The following is an 18,405-nucleotide window of genomic DNA, read 5'->3' as shown; positions in this document are numbered from 1 at the left end:
ACAGTCGACGGTGTCCAGTGATTCGGGAAGGAAGCGGGGCAGGGAAGCTCGGTCAGAGCGTGCGGATGAAGCCGCCTGGTTTCCCCGATCCATACCGCCGCTGGGCGCTGGCTCCTCTTGGCGTCAGGCGCGCAATGCGAGGCCTCGCCAGCGGCCACCGGTCGTGTCCTGCCAGTCGCCGAGCCGCGCGGGGTCGTCGATGACGTCCTCGGCCGCCTCGACGACCCGCAGCAGTTGGATGGGTGTGTCGGTGGCGCAGATCCGGATCTGCAGGCCCCGGGCGTCGGCGTACTCAACGACCTCAACGGGTGCATCCTCGACCCGTATGTCATCGGTCGACATCCCCCGGACGGTGACGCCCTCGAACTCGGCTGGGGTTGCCATGCCGAGGGTGCTGTGCAGGCGTCGGTGGTTGTATGAGTCGACCCCGCCGGCGGTGCGTACTCGACGTCGGCGACGGTCTGACGAACGGTTGCTCGGCCTACTGCCCATGCCCCGGTCCGACCTGCGAGTCCAGACGGGAAAGGTCACCTCCGGGATCGAATGGGTCGCGCTGGGTTCGCGGCAGAGCGCGCGGCAACCGGGCTGGGCCGGCGTAGCACCTCCGAAGCTCGCGGAGGGCGTTGGGGCAACAGCCAACGTCAGTCATCTTCTGTTCCCAGCATGGCCACTGCCGCGTCACATGATGTTCACAGTCATGCGCGCGAAGGTCTGTTGGCATGAGATCACGACCCCGCACTACTCGAACGCGCGCATCGCTCGCCACAGCCGTCGCCACGACACTGATGTTGACCGGATGCTCGTCAGGGGGTGATGCCGCCACCGACGAGACGTCGAGGTCCGCAGGTGCGAGCACCAGCGGCAGCGTCTATGACGCCTCGATCGTGCACACGTTCGCCCTCGAGATCGAGGATGACGACTTCGACCAGATGATCGCCGCCTACGAGGACACCGGCGAGAAGGAATGGATCACCGCCACGGTGACCATCGACGGTGAGACGTTCGAGGACGTCGGTCTCCGGCTGAAGGGGAACTCGTCGCTGATGTCGGTGAGCTCCGACGCCGAGCCCACCGATCTGCCCTGGCTCATCGACCTCGGCAAGTACGTCGACGGGCAGGACCTGGACGGCTACTCCGAGTTCGTGGTGCGCTCGAACACCACCGAGAGCGCCCTGAACGAGGCGGTCGCCCTGGACCTGCTCGAGCAGGCCGGGCTCGCCTCCGAACACGCCGTCGCATCCCGGTTCTCGGTCAACGGCGGCGAGGAGAAGCTCCGCCTGGTGGTACAGAACCTCGACGGGGACTGGGACGAGGAGAACTTCGACACCGAGGGCGTCTTGTACAAGGCGGAGTCGGGCGGCGACTACTCCTACCGCGGCGACGACCCCTCGGCGTACGAGGACGTCTTCGACCAAGAGACGGACTCCGACGAGGAGAACCTCGAGCCGCTGATCGAGTTCCTCGACTTCATCAACAACTCCGACGACGCGACCTTCGCGGACGAGCTCGGCGACCACCTGGACGTGGAGGCGTTCGCCACCTACCTCGCGTTCGAGGACCTGATCGGCAACACCGACGACATCGACGGTCCCGGCAACAACTCCTACCTGCGGTACGACGAGGAGTCGGGCTCGTTCACGGTGGTCGCGTGGGATCACAACCTGGCCTTCGGTGGCTTCGGGATGATGGGTGGCGGTCCGGGTCGTGACGGGGAGATGCCGGAGGGCTTCGAGCCGCCGGAGGGCATGGAGCGGCCCGAAGGGTTCGAGCCGCCCGAGGGCATGGAGCTGCCGGAGGGCTTCGATCCGGGCGAGGTCCCCGAGGGCTTCGAGCGTCACGGCGACCGGGACGGCGCGCCCGGTCGGTTCGGTGGGTCGAACATCCTGGTCGAGCGGTTCAAGGCCGACGAGGACTTCAACGCCCGCTACGAGCAGGCGTTGGCCGATCTCGAAGAGCAACTGTTCACCAGCGGGGCCGCACAGGAGGTGCTCGACGAGTGGGTGGCGGTGCTCAGCGATCAGGCCGGCGACCTCATCGACGCCGAGACCCTCGACGCCGAGGCCGCCGACATCGAGGCAGCTCTTGAGGATCCCGGCAGCGCACAGTCCAGCGCTCCGGGCGACACCGACGACGACGCGGACGACAAGGGGCGCAACTCATGAGCCAGTACGCCATGCTCGCCGCGGACGCCGTGGCGATCGTCGTCCTCGTCTTCGGGATCTTCCTGCGCCGGGGCGGTCGGCGCGAGCTCGTCGTCGCCTTCCTCGTCGTCAACGTTGGTGTCCTCGCCGTCACCGTGGCGCTCGCCGGCGGCTCCGTCGGCGCCGGTCTCGGTCTGGGTCTCTTCGGCGTGCTGTCGATCATCCGGCTGCGTTCGGAGGAGCTCGCGCAGCGCGAGATCGCCTACTACTTCGCGGCGATCGCACTCGGTCTGCTGGGCGGCCTGTCGTCGGTCCTCGAACCGGTCCACCTGGCCCTGATGGGCGCGGTGCTCGTCGCGGTGTGGATCGGCGACCACCCCCTGCTGGCGCGGACCACCACCGTGCAGGACATCGTCCTGGACTCCGCGGTCACCGACGACGGGCTGCTCGCACAACGCCTCGAGGACCTGCTGGGAGACTCGGTCGTCTCCTTCGACGTGCAACGCACCGACCTGGTCAACGACGTCACGCTGGTCCGGGTGCGCCGCCGCGCGACCACCGATAGCAAAGGCATCGCCCGGTCCGCCGTACGTCGGGCCGGAGGCGCGCGATGACGGCGCTCGATGTCGCCGGCGCCGGAGGTCCGGGCCTGGACGCAGCGTGGGAGGAGCTGCCGCCGATCTCCCTGGCCGAGCTGGTCGAGGAGGCGTCCCTGCTGCAGCGGGTGGACCGCAAGTACGTCCTGCCGATCGCCGCGGTCGCTCCCCTCGTCGCAGCGGTGCCTTCGTCCACGCGGGTCCTCGAGATCGAGGGTCGACGGTGCTTCGGGTACAGCTCGACGTACCTCGACACCGACGACCAGCTGAGCTTCCTGCTGGCCGGGCAGGGCCGCCGCCGCCGCTTCAAGGTGCGCACCCGCAGGTACCTGGACACGGGATCGTGTTGGCTCGAGGTCAAGACCCGAGGGCCACGGGGGGTGACCGTGAAGGAGCGGATCCCGCACCCGGACGCCGATCTCCGGCCGCTCACCGACGAGGGCCACCGGTTCGTCGACGAGGCCCTCGCCGGTGCCGGGTTGAGCGGCGTGCGCAGCGACCAGCTCCGGCCCGTCCTGGTGAGCGCCTACCGTCGTACAACGTTGCACCTCCCCGGTTCGCGCAGCAGGGCCACCATCGATGTCGGTGTCAGGTGGCGTGCCGTCGGTGACCAGCGACGGAGCGAGCTGGCGTGCCCCGACGTCGCGATCGTCGAGACTAAGACCGGGTCGACCCCCTCCGAGCTCGACCGGCTGCTCTGGTCCCACGGACACCGACCCGGCCGGATCTCCAAGTTCGGAGTCGGGATGGCGGCCCTCCACCCCGAGCTGCCCAGGCTCAAGTGGCACCGCGCCATGCAGCGGCACCTGACGATTCCGCGCATCGCCCGCCCTGGCAGCTGATGAGCGCGACCCCGGGCCCGGGAGCGGCTCGGACCCCGTGTTCACAGACAACTGCCAGGAACCTCCCAGCCTCGGGTCAGTGACACCGGCCATGCTCAGCGCATGGCAACGATCACCCCCGACTCCGTGGTGCCGGGCACCCGACTGCTGGTCGTCGAGGACGAGCCCGCGATCCAGGACATGCTGGCGATGAGCCTGGCGTTCGTCGGCTACGAGGTCCTGCGCGCGAGCACCGGGACCGAGGCGGTCGCGCACGCGGACAAGGTGAAGATCGACCTCGCGCTCCTCGACGTGATGCTGCCCGACACCGACGGCGTCGACCTGCTGCGCCGGCTCCGGAAGGTGCACCCGGACATGGCGGCCGTGTTCGTGACCGCACGTGACGCCCTGGAGGACCGGCTCGCGGGACTGACCCTCGGCGGCGACGACTACATCACCAAGCCGTTCTCGCTGGAGGAGGTCGTCGCCCGGGTCGGGGTGGTGCTGCGCCGTACCCGACCCGCGACCCGCGAGGAGACCAACCGGCTCACGTACGCCGACCTCGAGCTCGACGAGGCCCGCCACGAGGTCCACCGCGCCGGCAAGCTCGTCACCCTGTCCCCGACCGAGTTCGCCCTGCTCCGGTTCCTCATGCGCAACGCCGAGCTGGTGATGAGCCGCGCCCAGATCCTCGACCATGTCTGGCACTACGACTTCAACGGCAACTCCGGCGTCGTCGAGTCCTACATCAGCTACCTGCGCCGCAAGGTCGACATCATCGAACCGCCCCTCATCCACACCATCCGGGGCGTCGGCTACGTGCTGAAGGTCCAGGCCGCCTGATGAGGATCCCGTCCCTGGGACTGTCCATCCGCGGCCGGCTCGTCCTGGGGATGGTCCTGCTCGTCTCGGCGGGGCTCGCCGTCGCCAACGCGTCCGGCATCTTCCTCCTGCGGTCCTACCTCCTCGACCGGGTCAACGACCAGGTCAGCTCCATCGCCCCCGATGCGGCGGAGAACCCACTGCCCGGTGCTCCGCGGAACCTGTGCGCCAACCCCCGCGACCCCCGAGGTCTGCGCAGCGACTTCGTCCTGCTGGTGCTCGACAGCGAGGGCGACGTGGTCTGCTCGCTCGGCCCCGACCTGGGTGACGCGGCGCCGGAGCTCGACGAGGCCGACCTCGTCGGCACCGACGAGGTCGTCACGGTGCCTTCGGTCGACGGGAACAGCCGGTGGCGGGCCCGGGCGACCTCCGACGATGACACCGGCCAGACGGTGGTCCTGGCGGTCTCGCTCGCCGACGCCGATGCCACGGTCGCCCGGCTGACCCGGCTGTCGCTGCTGGTCAGCGCCCTCGTGCTGCTCTTCACCGCGGCCGCTGCGTGGGTCATCGCCCGGATCGGGCTCCAGCCACTCGAACGGATCGAGGACACGGCCGAACGGATCGCCGCCGGCGACCTGACCGAGCGCGTCCCGCACTACCGGCGCGGCACCGAGGTGGGGCGCCTCGCCCACGCGCTCAACGGGATGCTCGCCCAGATCGAGCGCGCCTTCTCCGCCAGCACCACCTCCGAGACCCGGCTCCGACGCTTCATCTCCGACGCCAGCCACGAGCTCCGTACGCCGGTCGCCGCCGTCCGCGGCCACGCCGAGATGTGGCGCACCGGGATCAGCGACGACCTCGACACGATCATGGCCCGCATCGAGTCGGAGTCGAAGCGGATGGGCGACCTGGTCGACGACATGCTGCTGCTCGCCCATCTCGACCAGTCCCGGCCCCTCGAGCGAACCCCGGTCGACCTGCTCAGCCTCGCCACCGACGCGGTCATCGACACCCAGGCGCTGCAGCCCGAACGACAGATCTCCGTCGACGCCCAGCCGGGCGCGAGCCCACCCGTCGTCATCGGCGACCAGTCCCGCCTGCGCCAGATCCTCGCCAACCTCCTCACCAACGCGTTGGCCCACACCCCGGCCACCTCACCGATCGAGGTCGCCGTCCGCGCCCGCGACCGCCACGTCGACCTCTCCGTGCACGACTCCGGCCCCGGCATGCCGTCCGACGTACAGGCGAAGGTCTTCGACCGCTTCTACCGCGCCGACCCCTCCCGCACCCGCGACCACGGCGGTTCGGGACTCGGGCTGGCGATCGTGAAGTCGCTCACCGAGGCCCACGGCGGCACCGTCACCTGCACCAGCAGCCCCGGCTCCGGCACCACGTTCACCGTCAGCCTCCCCCTGGCGGTGAGCACGTCATGACCGCCCCGGAGCCTGAGCTCGCCCAGCCGGGCGAGGTGGCGTTCCTCGACGGCCAGGGCCACGAGCTGCGGCAGGTGCATCGGCGACTCAACCGCTTCCGGATGCGGTACAAGTTCGCGATCGACGAGGTCACCACCAAGATCGCGATCCTGCGCGAGGAGTTCGAGGAGGCGTACGACCACAGCCCGATCGAGCACGTCCGGAGCCGGCTCAAGTCACCCGACAGCCTGTTCGCGAAGGCCGCCAAGCGCGGCGCCGACGGGTCGCTGGACGCCATCGCCGAGAGCGTCCTGGACATCGCCGGCGTCCGGGTCGTCTGCCCGTTCGTGTCCGACGTCTACTGGATCAAGGACATGCTGACCCGCCAGTCGGACGTCACCGTCCTCGAGGTCGAGGACTACATCGCCACCCCGAAGCCCAACGGCTACCGCAGCCTGCACCTGACGATCGAGGTCCCGGTGTTCCTCTCGGACCGCACCGAGAACGTCCCCGTCGAGCTCCAGATCCGCACCATCGCCATGGACTTCTGGGCCAGCGTCGAACACTCCATCTACTACAAGTACGACGCCACCGTGCCGCACGGCCTGCTCGAGGAGCTCACCGACGCGGCCCGCATCGCTGCGGACCTCGACGCCCGGATGACCCAGCTGCGCGCCGAGGTGCGCGACCTCGACCAACCGCCCGCCTGAGGCCACACCTAGGAGCGACAGCCGTGCCGTCAGCGTGTCGCGGCGCCTACGTGCCCCGAGATCTCGAGGACGGGTCGTCCGCGAGCAGGAACGCATGAACGACGTCGACGAGGTCTGTTACGAACAGGTCCCAACCCTTGTCCGGCCCCGTCCCTGTCTCCGACTCCGACTCCCAGTGTCGCCACATGTCGGTGTGCACGCGACGCTCAAGGGCTGAGGTGATGATCCAGAACGCCATGTCCGCGGCTCTGCGTGAGTCTGTGTGGCGCAGATCGTCTGCTCGCTGTACCAGCAGTTCTGCAATGCGCAGAGGTGCCGTGCGCAGTTCCTTGACGTGAGTGGTCAGGCTCGGCTCCACCGTTGTGCGCTCCATGAAGACATGGGTAAGCGGAGCCTCGCGACGGGCGATGTCGGCGAACAGGCGCACGATCCCCTCGATCAGGTCAGCGGTCGGGAGGTGGCGCTCGGCGAGATCCTCGATGGCCGCGTTCTCGTGGTCGACCATGCGGGTCAGTTCGTGCACCATGACGGCCTCGAAGAGGGCCGCCTTGTGCTCGAACCTGGCATAGATCAGGCCCGAGCTTGCCCCTGCACGCCGGGCGACCTCGTTGATCGTGAACGCGGCGTAGCCGCCATCCACCAACACCTGCACGCCCGCAGCAAGGACCCGGTCGAGCGACTCCTTGCTGCGCCGTTGTCGCGGCGGCCGGACTCCGCGGACGTCGTCTGGAGCCGATCCGGTATGGATTCCATCCGGTCCGGCGATGTTCAGCGGGTTGACGTACGTCACACCCGAACGATGTCATTCAGTAGTTCACATTCTCAACTCTCGTTAGTGGTTTGACCGTCCAGGAGGCGTCATGCGTTCGTTGTTCCTTCCCAGGAGAAGGGCGATCGTCTCGGCAACCATCGCGTTGATCGTGGTGTCCGCCAGCTCTTCGTGTGGCGTGGGTGAGGGGGATGGCAGCGGTGGCGACGGCGCCTCATTCACGCTGGCGGCCGAGCCGACGGGCAACACGATGGACCCGTGGAAGGCGCAGATCAGTCAGTACGTCGCACAGGCGACCTACGACACGCTGACCCACCTCGACGCCGAAGGTAACCCTGTCCCCTGGTTGGCCACCTCGTGGGAGTACACGGACCCGCAGACGCTCGTGATGGAGTTGCGTGACGATGTCACCTTCACCGACGGTGCGTCATTCAACGCCGAGGCCGTCGTCGCGAACATCGAGTACGGCAAGACCGCCACCCCGTCGAACTTCGCCGCACTCGGTTTCCTGAGCATCATCGAAAGCGTCGAGGCGGTCGATGAGTCGACTGTTCAGTTCAACCTCACGGTTCCGAGTCCCGACCTTCCCTACGGATTCTCCCAGCAGGCCGGCTGGATGGTGAGCCCGGAAGCGCTCAAGGACCCGGAGAGCCTGACGTTCGACGCGGCGGGCAGCGGGCCCTACGAGTTCGACGAGTCGCAGTCGACGGCGAACCAGACGTATGTGTTCACCGAGAATCCCGACTACTGGGCCGCGGGGGAGTGGGACCGTTTCGAGGAGTTGACGATCTCGCTCTTCAACGATGCGACGGCAGCGGACAATGCGGCGCGTAGCGGGCAGATCGACTACAAGATCGTTCAGCCCGACACTGAGATCAGTGGATGGGAGACTGCTGTGGGTTCGCCGAGCGCGTTCTTCGGACTGACGATCTTCGACCTCGAGGGAACGATTGTCGAGCCGCTGGGCGATGTTCGCGTGCGCCAGGCGATGAACTATGCGATCGATCGAGAGACCATCTTTGAAGAGGTTCTTGATGGATTCGGCGAGGTCAACGCCTCGACGCCGTTCAGCTCCGATAGTGCCGGCTACACCGAGGAGTTGGACTCGACCTACCCGTACGACCCCGAGAAGGCCAAGGAGCTGCTGGCTGATGCGGGCTACGAGGACGGTTTCGAGTTGGAGGTCTTGAACAACCCCAAGTGGGACCGACTGGCTCAGGCTCTTGCGGGATACCTTCGCGAGGTCGGTATCGACGTCAGCCTGAACGACCACTTGACTGACTTCCCCGAAGAGGTCATGTCCGGCAAGTGGGCTGCTGCGGTGACGCTCCAAGGTGTGACTGGTCTTCCCTTCACAGACGTATCCTCGTCCATGACTGCGACGGCGACCTTCAACCCCCTCAGGCACGTGGACCCGACGGTCGACTCGATGCTCGCTGAAGCTGTGACTGCGACGGGTGACGAGCAGGAGCAGATCTACCGCGCACTGGCAGTGCATGCCGCCGAGCAGTCGTGGTTCGTGGTGCCGGCGCTCACCAGCCAGCTGCACGGTTACAACCCGGACGTGGTCGACGTGGTGGAGCCCAGGCGAGCAGGTGCGCCGGCGCTGTACAACCTCACTCCCGCCCAGGGTTGAGTCATGTTGAGGTTGGCATCCGTCCGATTGGCGCTCAGTGTGCCGATCATGGCGATCGTCGCCACGATGACCTACTTCCTGGTCGAGCTGGTCCCCGGGGATCCGGCGGCGTTCCTCCTCGGATCCGGCGCCACCTCGAAGCAGGTTTCTGACCTGCACCACGAGCTCGGCTTGGATCGCCCGCTGATTGATCGCTTCCTGTCGTGGTTCGGCGACCTGCTGCACGGAGATCTCGGGACATCGTTCGTGACGAACGAATCGACCCTCACCTCCTTGTCGCGAGCTATGCCTGTCACGGTGTCGGTCGCTCTCCTGGCGACCATCTTCACGCTGGTCGTGGGGGTGACGCTCGGCATGTTGGCCGCAGTCCGCGGCGGTGTGGCTGATGCCTTCGTCCAGTGGTTCGGCAGCATCTCGATGTCGATCCCGAACTTCTGGCTCGCCGCGGTCCTCGTGCTCATCTTCGCGATCAAGGTTCCTGTGCTGCCGGCGACTGGGTACGTGCCGGTTGCTTCGTCGCCGACGGACTGGTTCGCGCATCTGATCCTGCCGACGATCGCGGTCGGCCTCGCGGGGGTTGGCCAGGTGGCATTCCAGACCCGTGACGCCGTGGCTGATCAACTGTCCCGGGAGTACGTCCGCACCCTGATCGCGGCTGGGCTCCCGAGGTGGCGGATCCTCGGCAAGCACGTCCTTCGGAACGCGAGCGGTCCGATCGTCACCGTCGCCAGCATCGGGTTCGTCTTCGCGCTCGGGGCAGTGGTCGTCGTGGAATCGATCTTCGGTTTGCCGGGTGTGGGGACCCTGATGCTCACAGCGGTCCGCATCCATGATCTGCCCCTTGTGCAGGGGGCCGTTCTGATGTTCTGCCTCGTTGTTGTCGTTGCCAACCTGGTGACCGACTTGATCGTGGCAGCGCTCAATCCGCGGGTGAGGCTCACGTGACCGCGCAGGGCGACGCCATCCGCCGTGCGGTTACCCGGCCGGTGGCCGCCATCAGCCTCGGCTGGCTGGTGGTGATCTCGCTGGCTTGCGCCTGCGCGGGCTGGCTTTCACCGCATGACCCGCTGGCGCAGGACCTCTCCACAACGCTGAGCGGACCGACCAGCGAATACTGGCTCGGAACCGACGATCTCGGCCGCGATGTCCTCTCCCGCTTGCTACACGGCGGTTCAGGCCTCCTCGTGACCGCGCTGATCCCCGTCGGGGTCTCGGTGCTCATTGGCGTGCCCGTTGGACTCCTGGCCGGTTACCTGCGAGGGCCTGTCGACACCCTGGCCAATTTTGCAGCTGACGTCCTGTTTGCGATGCCTGGCCTCGTGGTCGTCCTGGCCGTCGCAGCGGTCACAGACAACAACATCACGCTCATGGCCATCGTGTTCGGCGTCCTCACCAGCGGCGTGACGTACCGCGTCGCCCGGAACGCAACGGCAGGCGCCAGGAGCATGCCGTACGTCGACGCCGCGCTCGTCTCGCGCCTGCCACGTCGACGAATCCTCGCCCGGCACATTCTGCCCAACCTCGCCGGGCCTCTGACCGTTCAAACCTTCATCCAGTACAGCGGGACGTTCCTGTTCCTCACCTCCCTGTCATTCCTGGGCCTCGGGTTCTCGCCCGAGACGCCCAGCTGGGGGCAGCTGACGCTGACCGCGGCACACAACATGTACGTCAACCCGTGGATGATGGTCCCGGTTGGGTTCGCGCTGACCAGCACTGTGCTGGCGCTCAATCTTGTCGGGTTTGCCATCCTTCGGGGACTCACGGGCCATCGGCGTCCCAGGTCGGCACCGCGGCCCCGCAAGGATCGCCGCGCTGCTCATGCGAACGCTGACGCGTCCCCGGCGACAAGGCCACTCCGACTCGCTGACGGCGATATCGCAAACCAGTCGGCACTCGTCATCGAGGACCTCCAGATCGCCTTCGGCGCTGCAGACGAAGCGCTCGCAGTCGCCGGCGTGAGCCTCGCGGTGAGGAAAGGGGAGGCCTTCGGTCTGGTGGGTGAGTCCGGATCCGGGAAGACGACGACCGCCCTTGCCGTTCTCGGACTCGTACCGCCCCCCGGCCGCGTTCTCGCGGGTCAGATCTTGCTCGACGGGCAGGATCTGCTTGCCCTGGGTGAGTCCGGTCTTCGCGAGGTGCGCCGGCACAAGATCGGGCTCATCTCCCAGGAACCAATGGTCGCACTCGATCCATGCTTCACGGTCGGATCGCAACTGCGCGAACTGCTCCGCCTCCGTCGAGGCCTCTCACGAAAGGCCGCATCCCGCACGGCACGCGACCTTCTCCGTGAGGTGGGTCTACGCACACCGGATGTCGTCGCAACCCAATACCCCCACCAGCTATCGGGAGGAATCGCCCAGCGCGTATCGATCGCCTTGGCCCTCAGCGGCGAACCGCAGATCCTGGTCGCTGACGAGCCGACGACGGCACTCGACGTGACCGTGCAGGCGGAAATCCTCGACCTTCTACGCCGACTCCAGAGCGAGCGTTCGATGACCTTGCTGCTCGTGAGCCATGACCTAGGGGTGGTCGCCGACCTGTGCGACCGGGTCGCGGTGATGGCCGACGGCAGGATCGTCGAGGAAGGCACCACGGAGAAGGTGCTGACGGCACCCGAACACGCCTACAGCAGGCAGCTCATCCAAGCCACTCCGAGGCTCAACGACAGCAACGAGATCACCTCGCTGGGGCGGGAGCGGAAGGCGACATGACTGAACCTCTACTGGCAGTCGAAGAGCTAGCTGTCACCTATCGGAAGAGCTGGCGTTCCAGCAGTGTCCGCGCCGTCGACGGCGTGAGCCTAGGCTTGAACAGCGGTGAGATCGTCGGCGTCGTCGGCGAGTCCGGATCGGGCAAGTCCACGTTGGGGCGAGCCCTTCTGGGCCTCACGAAGTCAACTGCCGGATCGATCCGCTTCGGCGGTCGCGACGTGACCCATGAACGTGCCGGCAGCCGCAGTAGCGGCCGCGTCCTCCAGGTCGTCTTCCAGGATCCCTTCAGCTCACTCAATCCTGCCCGCACCGTCGGCAGCATCCTGAGCGAACCTCTGGAGATGCACGGTGGCATGAGCGCAGACGCGGCCAACTCGAAGATCCGGGAACTGCTGCTCCGGGTCGGCCTCCCGGCCGACGCCATGCATCGGTATCCGTCGGCGTTCTCGGGCGGCCAGAGGCAACGAATCGCGATCGCTCGGGCGATCTCGGTCGACCCCGATCTCGTGATCTGCGACGAGGCGACGAGCGCGCTCGACGTGGTCACCCAGGCCCGGATGCTCGAACTGCTCGGCAGCCTGAGCGCGGAGCGCCGCATGGCCGTCCTCTTCATCGCCCACGACCTTGCCGTGGTGGCGGCGATCGCCCATCGCGTGGTTGTCCTGTACCAGGGCCGCGTCATGGAGCAGGGGCCATGCCGAGCGATCCTCGCAAGTCCGCTGCACCCGTACACGCGCGCCCTCGAACTGTCCTCACCCGTGCCCGACCCGGCTGCCCAGCGTGAGCGGCGGCGGCGGCGAGTGGAGGCGCTCGCGGCCTCCACCGTGGAGGTCAGCCAGGAAGTCCCGGAAGTCGGCTGTCCGTTCGCACCCCGCTGCCCGGAGGCGTTCTCGGCCTGCTGGACCAGTCGCCCGAAGGACAACGCAGTAGGCGATCGCACAGTGGCCTGTCACCTGTACGACGCCGATCTAGCACCCAACCCCGAAAATAGGAGAAACGAAACCGCATGACTGACATGACCCTGGAAGAGCGCGTCCAGCGTCTCGAGGACATCGAGGCGATCAACCAGCTGATGGCCCGTCGCGCCTACATCCACTCTGCGGGCATGCATGCGCGCGAGCTCGACGAATGCTGGGTCAAGGAAACACCCGACCCGACCTTCGAACCGGAGGACTGGGGGATGTGGGTCGGCATCGAATCGATCCGCAAGGCATACGTCGACGGCGCTCCGCCGGTCGAGCCGGGAATGATGATCGAGCACACGTTGACGACCGGCGTTGTCGAGATCGCACGTGATCGCAAGACCGCCAAGGGTGTGTGGATGTCGCCTGGGCACGAGACGTTCCCTATGCCGGAGGGACCCCCGATCCCGCACTGGTCGTGGGGGCGCTACTCGGTCGACTTCGTCCTCGAGAACGGCGAATGGAGGATCTGGCACTTGCACGTCCTCACCACGTTCCGGACCCCGTACGACCAGGACTGGGTCGACTCCTCGATCAACCGGCCGTCGCACTTTCCGCCGCTCGGCGAGACGCTGCCGGGCATGTACCCGCCGGATCGTCCCGTTACGTTCAACCAGCCCTACGCCGTTGATGTCGAGCCTGCCTACCAGCCCGAGCCGCCGGTGCCGTACGACACCTTCGACGAGGCGACCAGCTACGCGGCCGTCCCGGCGCGCGTACAGCGGAAGAACGAGACTGCGGAAGTGGGCGAGCGCTGATGGACCAGCCTCCCGTTGACTTGGTCGTGATCGGCGCCGGGGGAGCGGGCTTGCCCGCGGCCCTCACGGCACTGGAGTCGGGGCTCAAGCAGGTCATCGTGCTCGAGAAGAGATCGCGCGTCGGCGGCAATGCCGCGATGTCTGGGGGCTTCCTCTTCGCTGTGAACAGTGGCCCTCAGCGTGCCGCTGGCCTTGAGCACGAGCCCGACGAAGTGTTTCGCACGACGATGGCCTACCACCACTTCGACGGTGTTGATCCGGAACTGGTCCGGCTGTGGATCGATGAGGCGGATGCGTCGGTGGCCTGGTTGGAGAGCATCGGCGTGGCGTATCGCGCGATGCAGGGCAAGGACCTCGGCGTGGAGCCGAGCGGATGGGCCAACCACCCTGGCAGCTTCGTGCGGGTGACCGACTTGATGAAGCAACGCGTCGAGGACCTCGGGGGAAGGGTGATTGTTCGTGCCTCTGTCACGGGACTGGTCGGTGACTCCTCCTCTGGAGTCTCCGCCGTCATGCTCGACACTCCCGACGGTCCGGTCACCATCCAGACGCGTGCAGTGCTCCTCTCGACGGGAGGCTTCACCGGCAACGTCGACCTGCTCAACGAGCACTTCGCTGACATCTATGACGAGGACATCTACTGGACCGATGCCAAGCCGCTCACTGGCGACGGCATCCCTCTCGCTGCTGGTGTCGGCGCGGCGTTGACCGGCCCGACTGCTCTCCTGAAGGAGAACTGCTACAGCTTCAAGACGAAGAAGAACATGCCGAACAGGGGCTCGACGGAGCCGCGCTCGTTGTGGGTCAACCAGCGGGGCAAGCGATTTCTTGACGAGTCACAGGGATTCATCAATGCCAGCGCCAACGCGTTGGTGAAGCAGCCGGGGATGTCCGGCTTCGCGCTGTTCGACGACGCGCTGATCCAGCAGATCATCGACACTCCGAACCCGTTCGAGGTCGAGCTCCGCCCGGGTGAGGAAAACCCCGGCACCTGGACCGCCGAGGGCTATCGGGCGACGCTTCGGGATCAGCTGTCCGATCCGTCGAACTCGGAGTGGTGCACGGCTGCTGATGACTGGGCAGAGATCGCGGAGTGGATCGGAAGCGATCCCGACGTGCTTGCGGCGACGGTCGCGACTTACAACGCATCCTGCGACGAAGGGCGGGACGCCGTGTGGGCCAAGGATCCCTCGCTTCTCGTTCCGCTACGGAAGGCTCCCTTCTACGCGCTGCGGTTCCGACCGCTGATGGTCGACACGGCCGGGCCTGTCGTGGTCGACCGTGAGCTGCGGGTTCTCGACGACGAGGGTCGGCCGATTCCCGGTCTCTACGCCGCAGGCTCGCTGACCAGCGGATGGGTCGGGTTCGACGAGCACCACTTCGGCACCCCGCTCTCGTGGGCGATCAGCTCCGGACGCCGCGCGGGCGCGGCTGCCGCAGCAGGGGTGTTGACAGGAAGCGCGGCGAACAGTGCCTCCTAGCTTCGTCGGTCCGGCGTCTCTCGAGACGCCGGACCATGGCTCCCGTCTGGTCAAGCAGCTCGATCGGGTGATCATCCGGTTCGCCGGTGACTCCGGTGACGGCATGCAGCTGACCGGTGACCGGTTCACGCAGGAGTCGTCGGTGTTCGGCAACGACCTGGTGACGCTGCCGAACTTCCCTGCCGAGATCCGTGCCCCTCAGGGCACCCTGCCGGGTGTGTCGTCGTTCCAGGTGCACTTCGCTGACCACGACATCCTGACCGCGGGTGATCGTCCCGATGTGCTGGTGGCGATGAACCCGGCCGCGTTGAAGGCCAACGTGGGTGACCTGCCCAAGGGCGCGGCGATCATCGTGGACACCCACGACTTCACCAAGCGCAACCTCGACAAGGCCGGGTACGCCGTCAACCCGCTCGACCTGCTCGGCGACGCGAACGACCCGCTGGGTGACTTCCAGGTGCACACCGTGGACCTGACCGGGATGACGGTGGAGGCGGTCAAGGAGTACGGCCTGTCCCGCAAGGACGCGGCGCGGGCGAAGAACATGTTCGCGCTCGGGTTGTTGTCGTGGATGTACGGCCGGCCGACCGAGCCGACCACGACGTTCCTGGAGAACAAGTTCAAGAAGAGCCCCGACATCCTGGGCGCCAACCTGACCGCGTTCAAGGCCGGTTGGAACTTCGGTGAGACCACCGAGACGTTCGTGGTGCGTTATGAGATCAAGCCGGCCAAGTTGCCCGAGGGCACCTACCGCAACATCACCGGCAACCTGGCCCTGTCGTACGGGCTGATCGCGGCCGGTGTCCGGTCCGGGCTGCCGGTGTTCCTGGGGTCCTACCCGATCACCCCCGCGAGCGACATCCTCCACGAGCTGAGCAAGCACAAGTCGTTCGGCGTGACCACGCTGCAGGCCGAGGACGAGATCGCCGGCATCGGTGCTGCGATCGGCGCGTCGTTCGCCGGCTCCCTCGGGGTCACCACCACCTCCGGCCCGGGCGTCGCGCTGAAGTCCGAGGCGGTCGGCCTGGCCGTGATGACCGAGCTCCCGCTGCTCGTGATCGATGTGCAGCGCGGCGGGCCCTCGACCGGCCTGCCCACCAAGACCGAGCAGGCCGACCTGCTCCAGGCGATGTACGGCCGCAACGGCGAGGCGCCGGTCCCGATCGTCGCGCCGCAGTCGCCCGGCGACTGCTTCTCCGCCGCGGTCGAGGCCGCGCGGATCGCGATCACCTACCGCACGCCGGTGATGCTGCTCTCCGACGGCTACCTCGCCAACGGCTCCGAGCCGTGGCTGATCCCCTCGGTCGACGACCTGCCGGAGATCGACCCGGCGTTCGCGACCGCGCCCAACCACGCCTCGGCCAAGGCTCTGGCTGCCGCCGAGAACGGCGGGGACGGCGAGCCGGACGAGTTCTGGCCCTACCTGCGCGACCCCGAGACCCTGGCCCGGCCGTGGGCGATCCCGGGCACCGCGGGTCTGGAGCACCGGATCGGCGGTCTGGAGAAGGGCGAGGGTCACGGCAACATCTCCTACGACCCGGCCAACCACGACCTGATGGTCCGCACCCGCCAGGCCAAGATCGAGGCGATCGCCAAGTCGCTGCCGCCACTGGAGGTCGACGACGCGTCGGGCCAGGCGAAGGTGCTCGTGATCGGCTGGGGCTCCACCTACGGCCCGATCGGCGCGGCCTGCCGCCGCGTGCGGCGCGCCGGCTACCACGTCGCGCAGACCCACCTGCGCCACCTCAACCCGTTCCCGGCCGACCTCGGCGAGATCCTGAAGGGCTACGACAAGGTCCTCGTCCCCGAGATGAACCTCGGCCAGCTCTCCAAGATGCTCCGTGCCGAGTTCTTGGTCGACGCCATCGGCTACAACCACGTCCGTGGCCTGCCGCTCAAGGCCGCCGAGCTCGCCGAGGCCATCGGCCAGCTCGTCGGCGAGGCCGAGGGCATCAACGTCGACCTCGGCGAGCACGGACTCAACCCACCGGCCGACCACGAGGAGATGCCCATCCAATGACCTACGTCATCTCAGCGTCGTGCATCGACGTCAAGGACCGTGCCTGCGTGGACGAGTGCCCGGTCGACTGCATCTACGAAGGTGCCCGGATGCTCTACATCCAGCCGGACGAGTGCGTCGACTGCGGTGCCTGCGAACCGGTCTGCCCGGTCGAGGCGATCTTCTTCGAGGACGACGTACCCGAAGAGACTGCGAGGTTCACGCGGCTGAACGCGGAGTTCTTCGACGACCTCGGATCGCCCGGCGGAGCAGCCAACTCGAACTTCGCCGACCGTGACCACCCCGAGATCGCAGCTATGCCCGCTCAGAACGGAGCACACGCATGACCACGATCGACCTCGGCACCCCTTCCCTTCGTTCCGGCACCGAGTCGGTGCCCGCTGCTGACGGTCCGCAGACGGGCAAGGAGTTCACCAGCGACCAAGAGGTCCGCTGGTGCCCCGGCTGCGGCGACTACGCCGTACTGAAGGCCGTGCAGTCGTTCCTGCCCGGCCTCGGCCTGCGCCGCGAGAACATCGTGTTCGTCTCCGGCATCGGCTGCTCCAGCCGGTTCCCCTACTACCTCGACACCTACGGCATGCACTCGATCCACGGCCGCGCGCCGTCGATCGCGACCGGCATCGCCACTGCGCGTGAGGACCTGTCGGTGTGGGTCGTCACCGGCGACGGCGACGCGCTCTCGATCGGTGGGAACCACCTGATCCACGCGCTGCGCCGCAACGTGAACATGACGATCCTGCTGTTCAACAACCGGATCTACGGCCTCACCAAGGGCCAGTACTCCCCCACCTCCGAGGTCGGCAAGGTCACCAAGTCCACGCCCATGGGCTCCCTGGACCACCCGTTCAACCCGGTCTCCCTCGCCCTCGGCGCCGAGGGCTCGTTCGTCGCCCGCACCATCGACAGCGACCGCAAGCACCTCACCGCCGTCCTCGAGGCAGCCGCAGCGCACCGCGGCACGTCGTTCGTGGAGATCTACCAGAACTGCCCGATCTTCAACGACAACGCCTTCGACGCCATCAAGGACAGCGAGACCAAGGAGCACGCGATCATCCCGCTGGTCCACGGGGAGCCGATCACCTTCGGCACCCGGGACGAGACCACTGGGCTCGGCGACAAGGCCCTCGCCCGGTCCGCCGGTGGCGGGGTCGAGGTCGTCGACACCGCCGCGATGCCCGTCGAGGACCTGCTCGTCCACGACGCGCACAACGAGGACCCGTCGACGGCGTTCGCGATCTCGCGCCTCACCGACTCCGGCTACCTCAACCGCTCCCCGATCGGCATCTTCCGCCAGGTCCAGCGGCCGACGTACGACGACCTCGCCCGCGCGCAGGTCAACGACGCCAAGACCAAGGCAACACAGGCAGAGGGCAACGACACCGACCGCCTGACCCAGCTCCTCAACGCCGGCGACACCTGGAACGTCGGCTAGCGGAAACCCGAGCGCAAGCAGGGCAGATCGACAAAGATCAGCTGCTGATTGCTGACCTCCAGCCTCAGGGCACCGAGCAACGACGAGACTGACAACGCGCCTGAACTCCTTGGAGCCAGGCGGTGTCAGTCTCC

At 67.2% G+C, this 18,405-nt stretch carries 17 protein-coding genes; 15 read left to right on the top strand and 2 right to left on the bottom strand.

From position 1 onward, the window contains the following. Positions 1-123 precede the first annotated feature (123 nt). Complete coding sequence (locus D0Z08_RS26460) at positions 124-384, bottom strand: hypothetical protein (protein WP_118928289.1); 261 nt, start codon at positions 382-384, stop codon at positions 124-126. Between the two features lie 401 nt (positions 385-785). Here D0Z08_RS26460 and D0Z08_RS26455 point away from each other — a divergent pair, with 401 nt between their 5' ends. The 6 genes from D0Z08_RS26455 (at position 786) to D0Z08_RS26430 (ending at position 6,502) form a co-directional block, all read left to right on the top strand. Continuing rightward, the gene (locus tag D0Z08_RS26455; RefSeq protein ID WP_182481505.1) at positions 786-2,162 is read left to right on the top strand and encodes a CotH kinase family protein; all 1,377 of its coding nucleotides are present in this window, start codon (positions 786-788) and stop codon (positions 2,160-2,162) included. Beyond that, positions 2,159-2,755: a DUF4956 domain-containing protein gene (locus tag D0Z08_RS26450; RefSeq protein WP_220454358.1), complete on the top strand. Its 597-nt coding sequence runs from the start codon at positions 2,159-2,161 to the stop codon at positions 2,753-2,755. Before D0Z08_RS26455 ends, D0Z08_RS26450 begins: the two co-directional genes overlap by 4 nt. Next, a complete protein-coding gene (locus D0Z08_RS26445) occupies positions 2,752-3,579 on the top strand; it encodes a polyphosphate polymerase domain-containing protein (protein ID WP_118928287.1) in 828 nt (275 codons plus the stop codon). Before D0Z08_RS26450 ends, D0Z08_RS26445 begins: the two co-directional genes overlap by 4 nt. A gap of 102 nt (positions 3,580-3,681) precedes the next feature. Continuing rightward, positions 3,682-4,401 carry a response regulator transcription factor gene (locus D0Z08_RS26440; RefSeq protein WP_118928286.1) on the top strand — a complete coding sequence of 240 codons (720 nt, stop codon included), beginning with the start codon at positions 3,682-3,684 and terminating at the stop codon, positions 4,399-4,401. After that, a complete protein-coding gene (locus tag D0Z08_RS26435; RefSeq protein WP_118928285.1) occupies positions 4,401-5,813 on the top strand; it encodes a sensor histidine kinase in 1,413 nt (470 codons plus the stop codon). The genes D0Z08_RS26440 and D0Z08_RS26435 overlap by 1 nt, the downstream gene beginning before the upstream one ends. Then, positions 5,810-6,502: a GTP pyrophosphokinase gene (locus D0Z08_RS26430; RefSeq protein ID WP_118928284.1), complete on the top strand. Its 693-nt coding sequence runs from the start codon at positions 5,810-5,812 to the stop codon at positions 6,500-6,502. Before D0Z08_RS26435 ends, D0Z08_RS26430 begins: the two co-directional genes overlap by 4 nt. Before the next feature lie 46 nt (positions 6,503-6,548). Here the strand turns inward: D0Z08_RS26430 and D0Z08_RS26425 are convergent, their stop codons facing one another. Then, positions 6,549-7,292 carry a TetR/AcrR family transcriptional regulator gene (locus D0Z08_RS26425; protein WP_118928283.1) on the bottom strand — a complete coding sequence of 248 codons (744 nt, stop codon included), beginning with the start codon at positions 7,290-7,292 and terminating at the stop codon, positions 6,549-6,551. A gap of 70 nt (positions 7,293-7,362) precedes the next feature. Here D0Z08_RS26425 and D0Z08_RS26420 point away from each other — a divergent pair, with 70 nt between their 5' ends. The 9 genes from D0Z08_RS26420 to D0Z08_RS26380 are packed head-to-tail and all read left to right on the top strand — an operon-like array spanning position 7,363 to position 18,271. Beyond that, on the top strand, positions 7,363-8,907 hold the full coding sequence (locus D0Z08_RS26420) for an ABC transporter substrate-binding protein (RefSeq protein ID WP_118928282.1): 1,545 nt from the start codon (positions 7,363-7,365) through the stop codon (positions 8,905-8,907). 3 nt (positions 8,908-8,910) lie between these two features. Next, complete coding sequence (locus tag D0Z08_RS26415; protein WP_118928281.1) at positions 8,911-9,852, top strand: ABC transporter permease; 942 nt, start codon at positions 8,911-8,913, stop codon at positions 9,850-9,852. Continuing rightward, positions 9,849-11,618, top strand: coding sequence for a dipeptide/oligopeptide/nickel ABC transporter permease/ATP-binding protein (locus D0Z08_RS26410; RefSeq protein ID WP_118928280.1), 1,770 nt, complete (start codon positions 9,849-9,851; stop codon positions 11,616-11,618). Before D0Z08_RS26415 ends, D0Z08_RS26410 begins: the two co-directional genes overlap by 4 nt. Beyond that, positions 11,615-12,628: an ABC transporter ATP-binding protein gene (locus tag D0Z08_RS26405; protein WP_118928279.1), complete on the top strand. Its 1,014-nt coding sequence runs from the start codon at positions 11,615-11,617 to the stop codon at positions 12,626-12,628. The genes D0Z08_RS26410 and D0Z08_RS26405 overlap by 4 nt, the downstream gene beginning before the upstream one ends. Next, positions 12,625-13,338, top strand: coding sequence for a nuclear transport factor 2 family protein (locus tag D0Z08_RS26400; protein ID WP_118928278.1), 714 nt, complete (start codon positions 12,625-12,627; stop codon positions 13,336-13,338). Before D0Z08_RS26405 ends, D0Z08_RS26400 begins: the two co-directional genes overlap by 4 nt. After that, positions 13,338-14,819, top strand: a complete 1,482-nt coding sequence (locus D0Z08_RS26395) for an FAD-dependent oxidoreductase (protein WP_118928277.1) — start codon at positions 13,338-13,340, stop codon at positions 14,817-14,819. The genes D0Z08_RS26400 and D0Z08_RS26395 overlap by 1 nt, the downstream gene beginning before the upstream one ends. After that, complete coding sequence (locus D0Z08_RS26390) at positions 14,809-16,839, top strand: 2-oxoacid:acceptor oxidoreductase subunit alpha (RefSeq protein WP_118928276.1); 2,031 nt, start codon at positions 14,809-14,811, stop codon at positions 16,837-16,839. Before D0Z08_RS26395 ends, D0Z08_RS26390 begins: the two co-directional genes overlap by 11 nt. Continuing rightward, positions 16,836-17,165 carry a ferredoxin gene (gene fdxA, locus D0Z08_RS26385; RefSeq protein ID WP_118928275.1) on the top strand — a complete coding sequence of 110 codons (330 nt, stop codon included), beginning with the start codon at positions 16,836-16,838 and terminating at the stop codon, positions 17,163-17,165. The genes D0Z08_RS26390 and fdxA overlap by 4 nt, the downstream gene beginning before the upstream one ends. Next, positions 17,162-18,271, top strand: coding sequence for a 2-oxoacid:ferredoxin oxidoreductase subunit beta (locus tag D0Z08_RS26380; protein WP_118928274.1), 1,110 nt, complete (start codon positions 17,162-17,164; stop codon positions 18,269-18,271). Before fdxA ends, D0Z08_RS26380 begins: the two co-directional genes overlap by 4 nt. The last annotated feature ends 134 nt before the right edge of the window (positions 18,272-18,405 follow it).

Origin of the sequence: Nocardioides immobilis, from assembly GCF_003515065.1 — a bacterium.
Taxonomy (GTDB): domain Bacteria; phylum Actinomycetota; class Actinomycetes; order Propionibacteriales; family Nocardioidaceae; genus Nocardioides; species Nocardioides immobilis.
The sequence above is the reverse complement of the archived record's forward strand: the minus strand, read 5'-3'. Positions and strand labels throughout refer to the sequence as shown.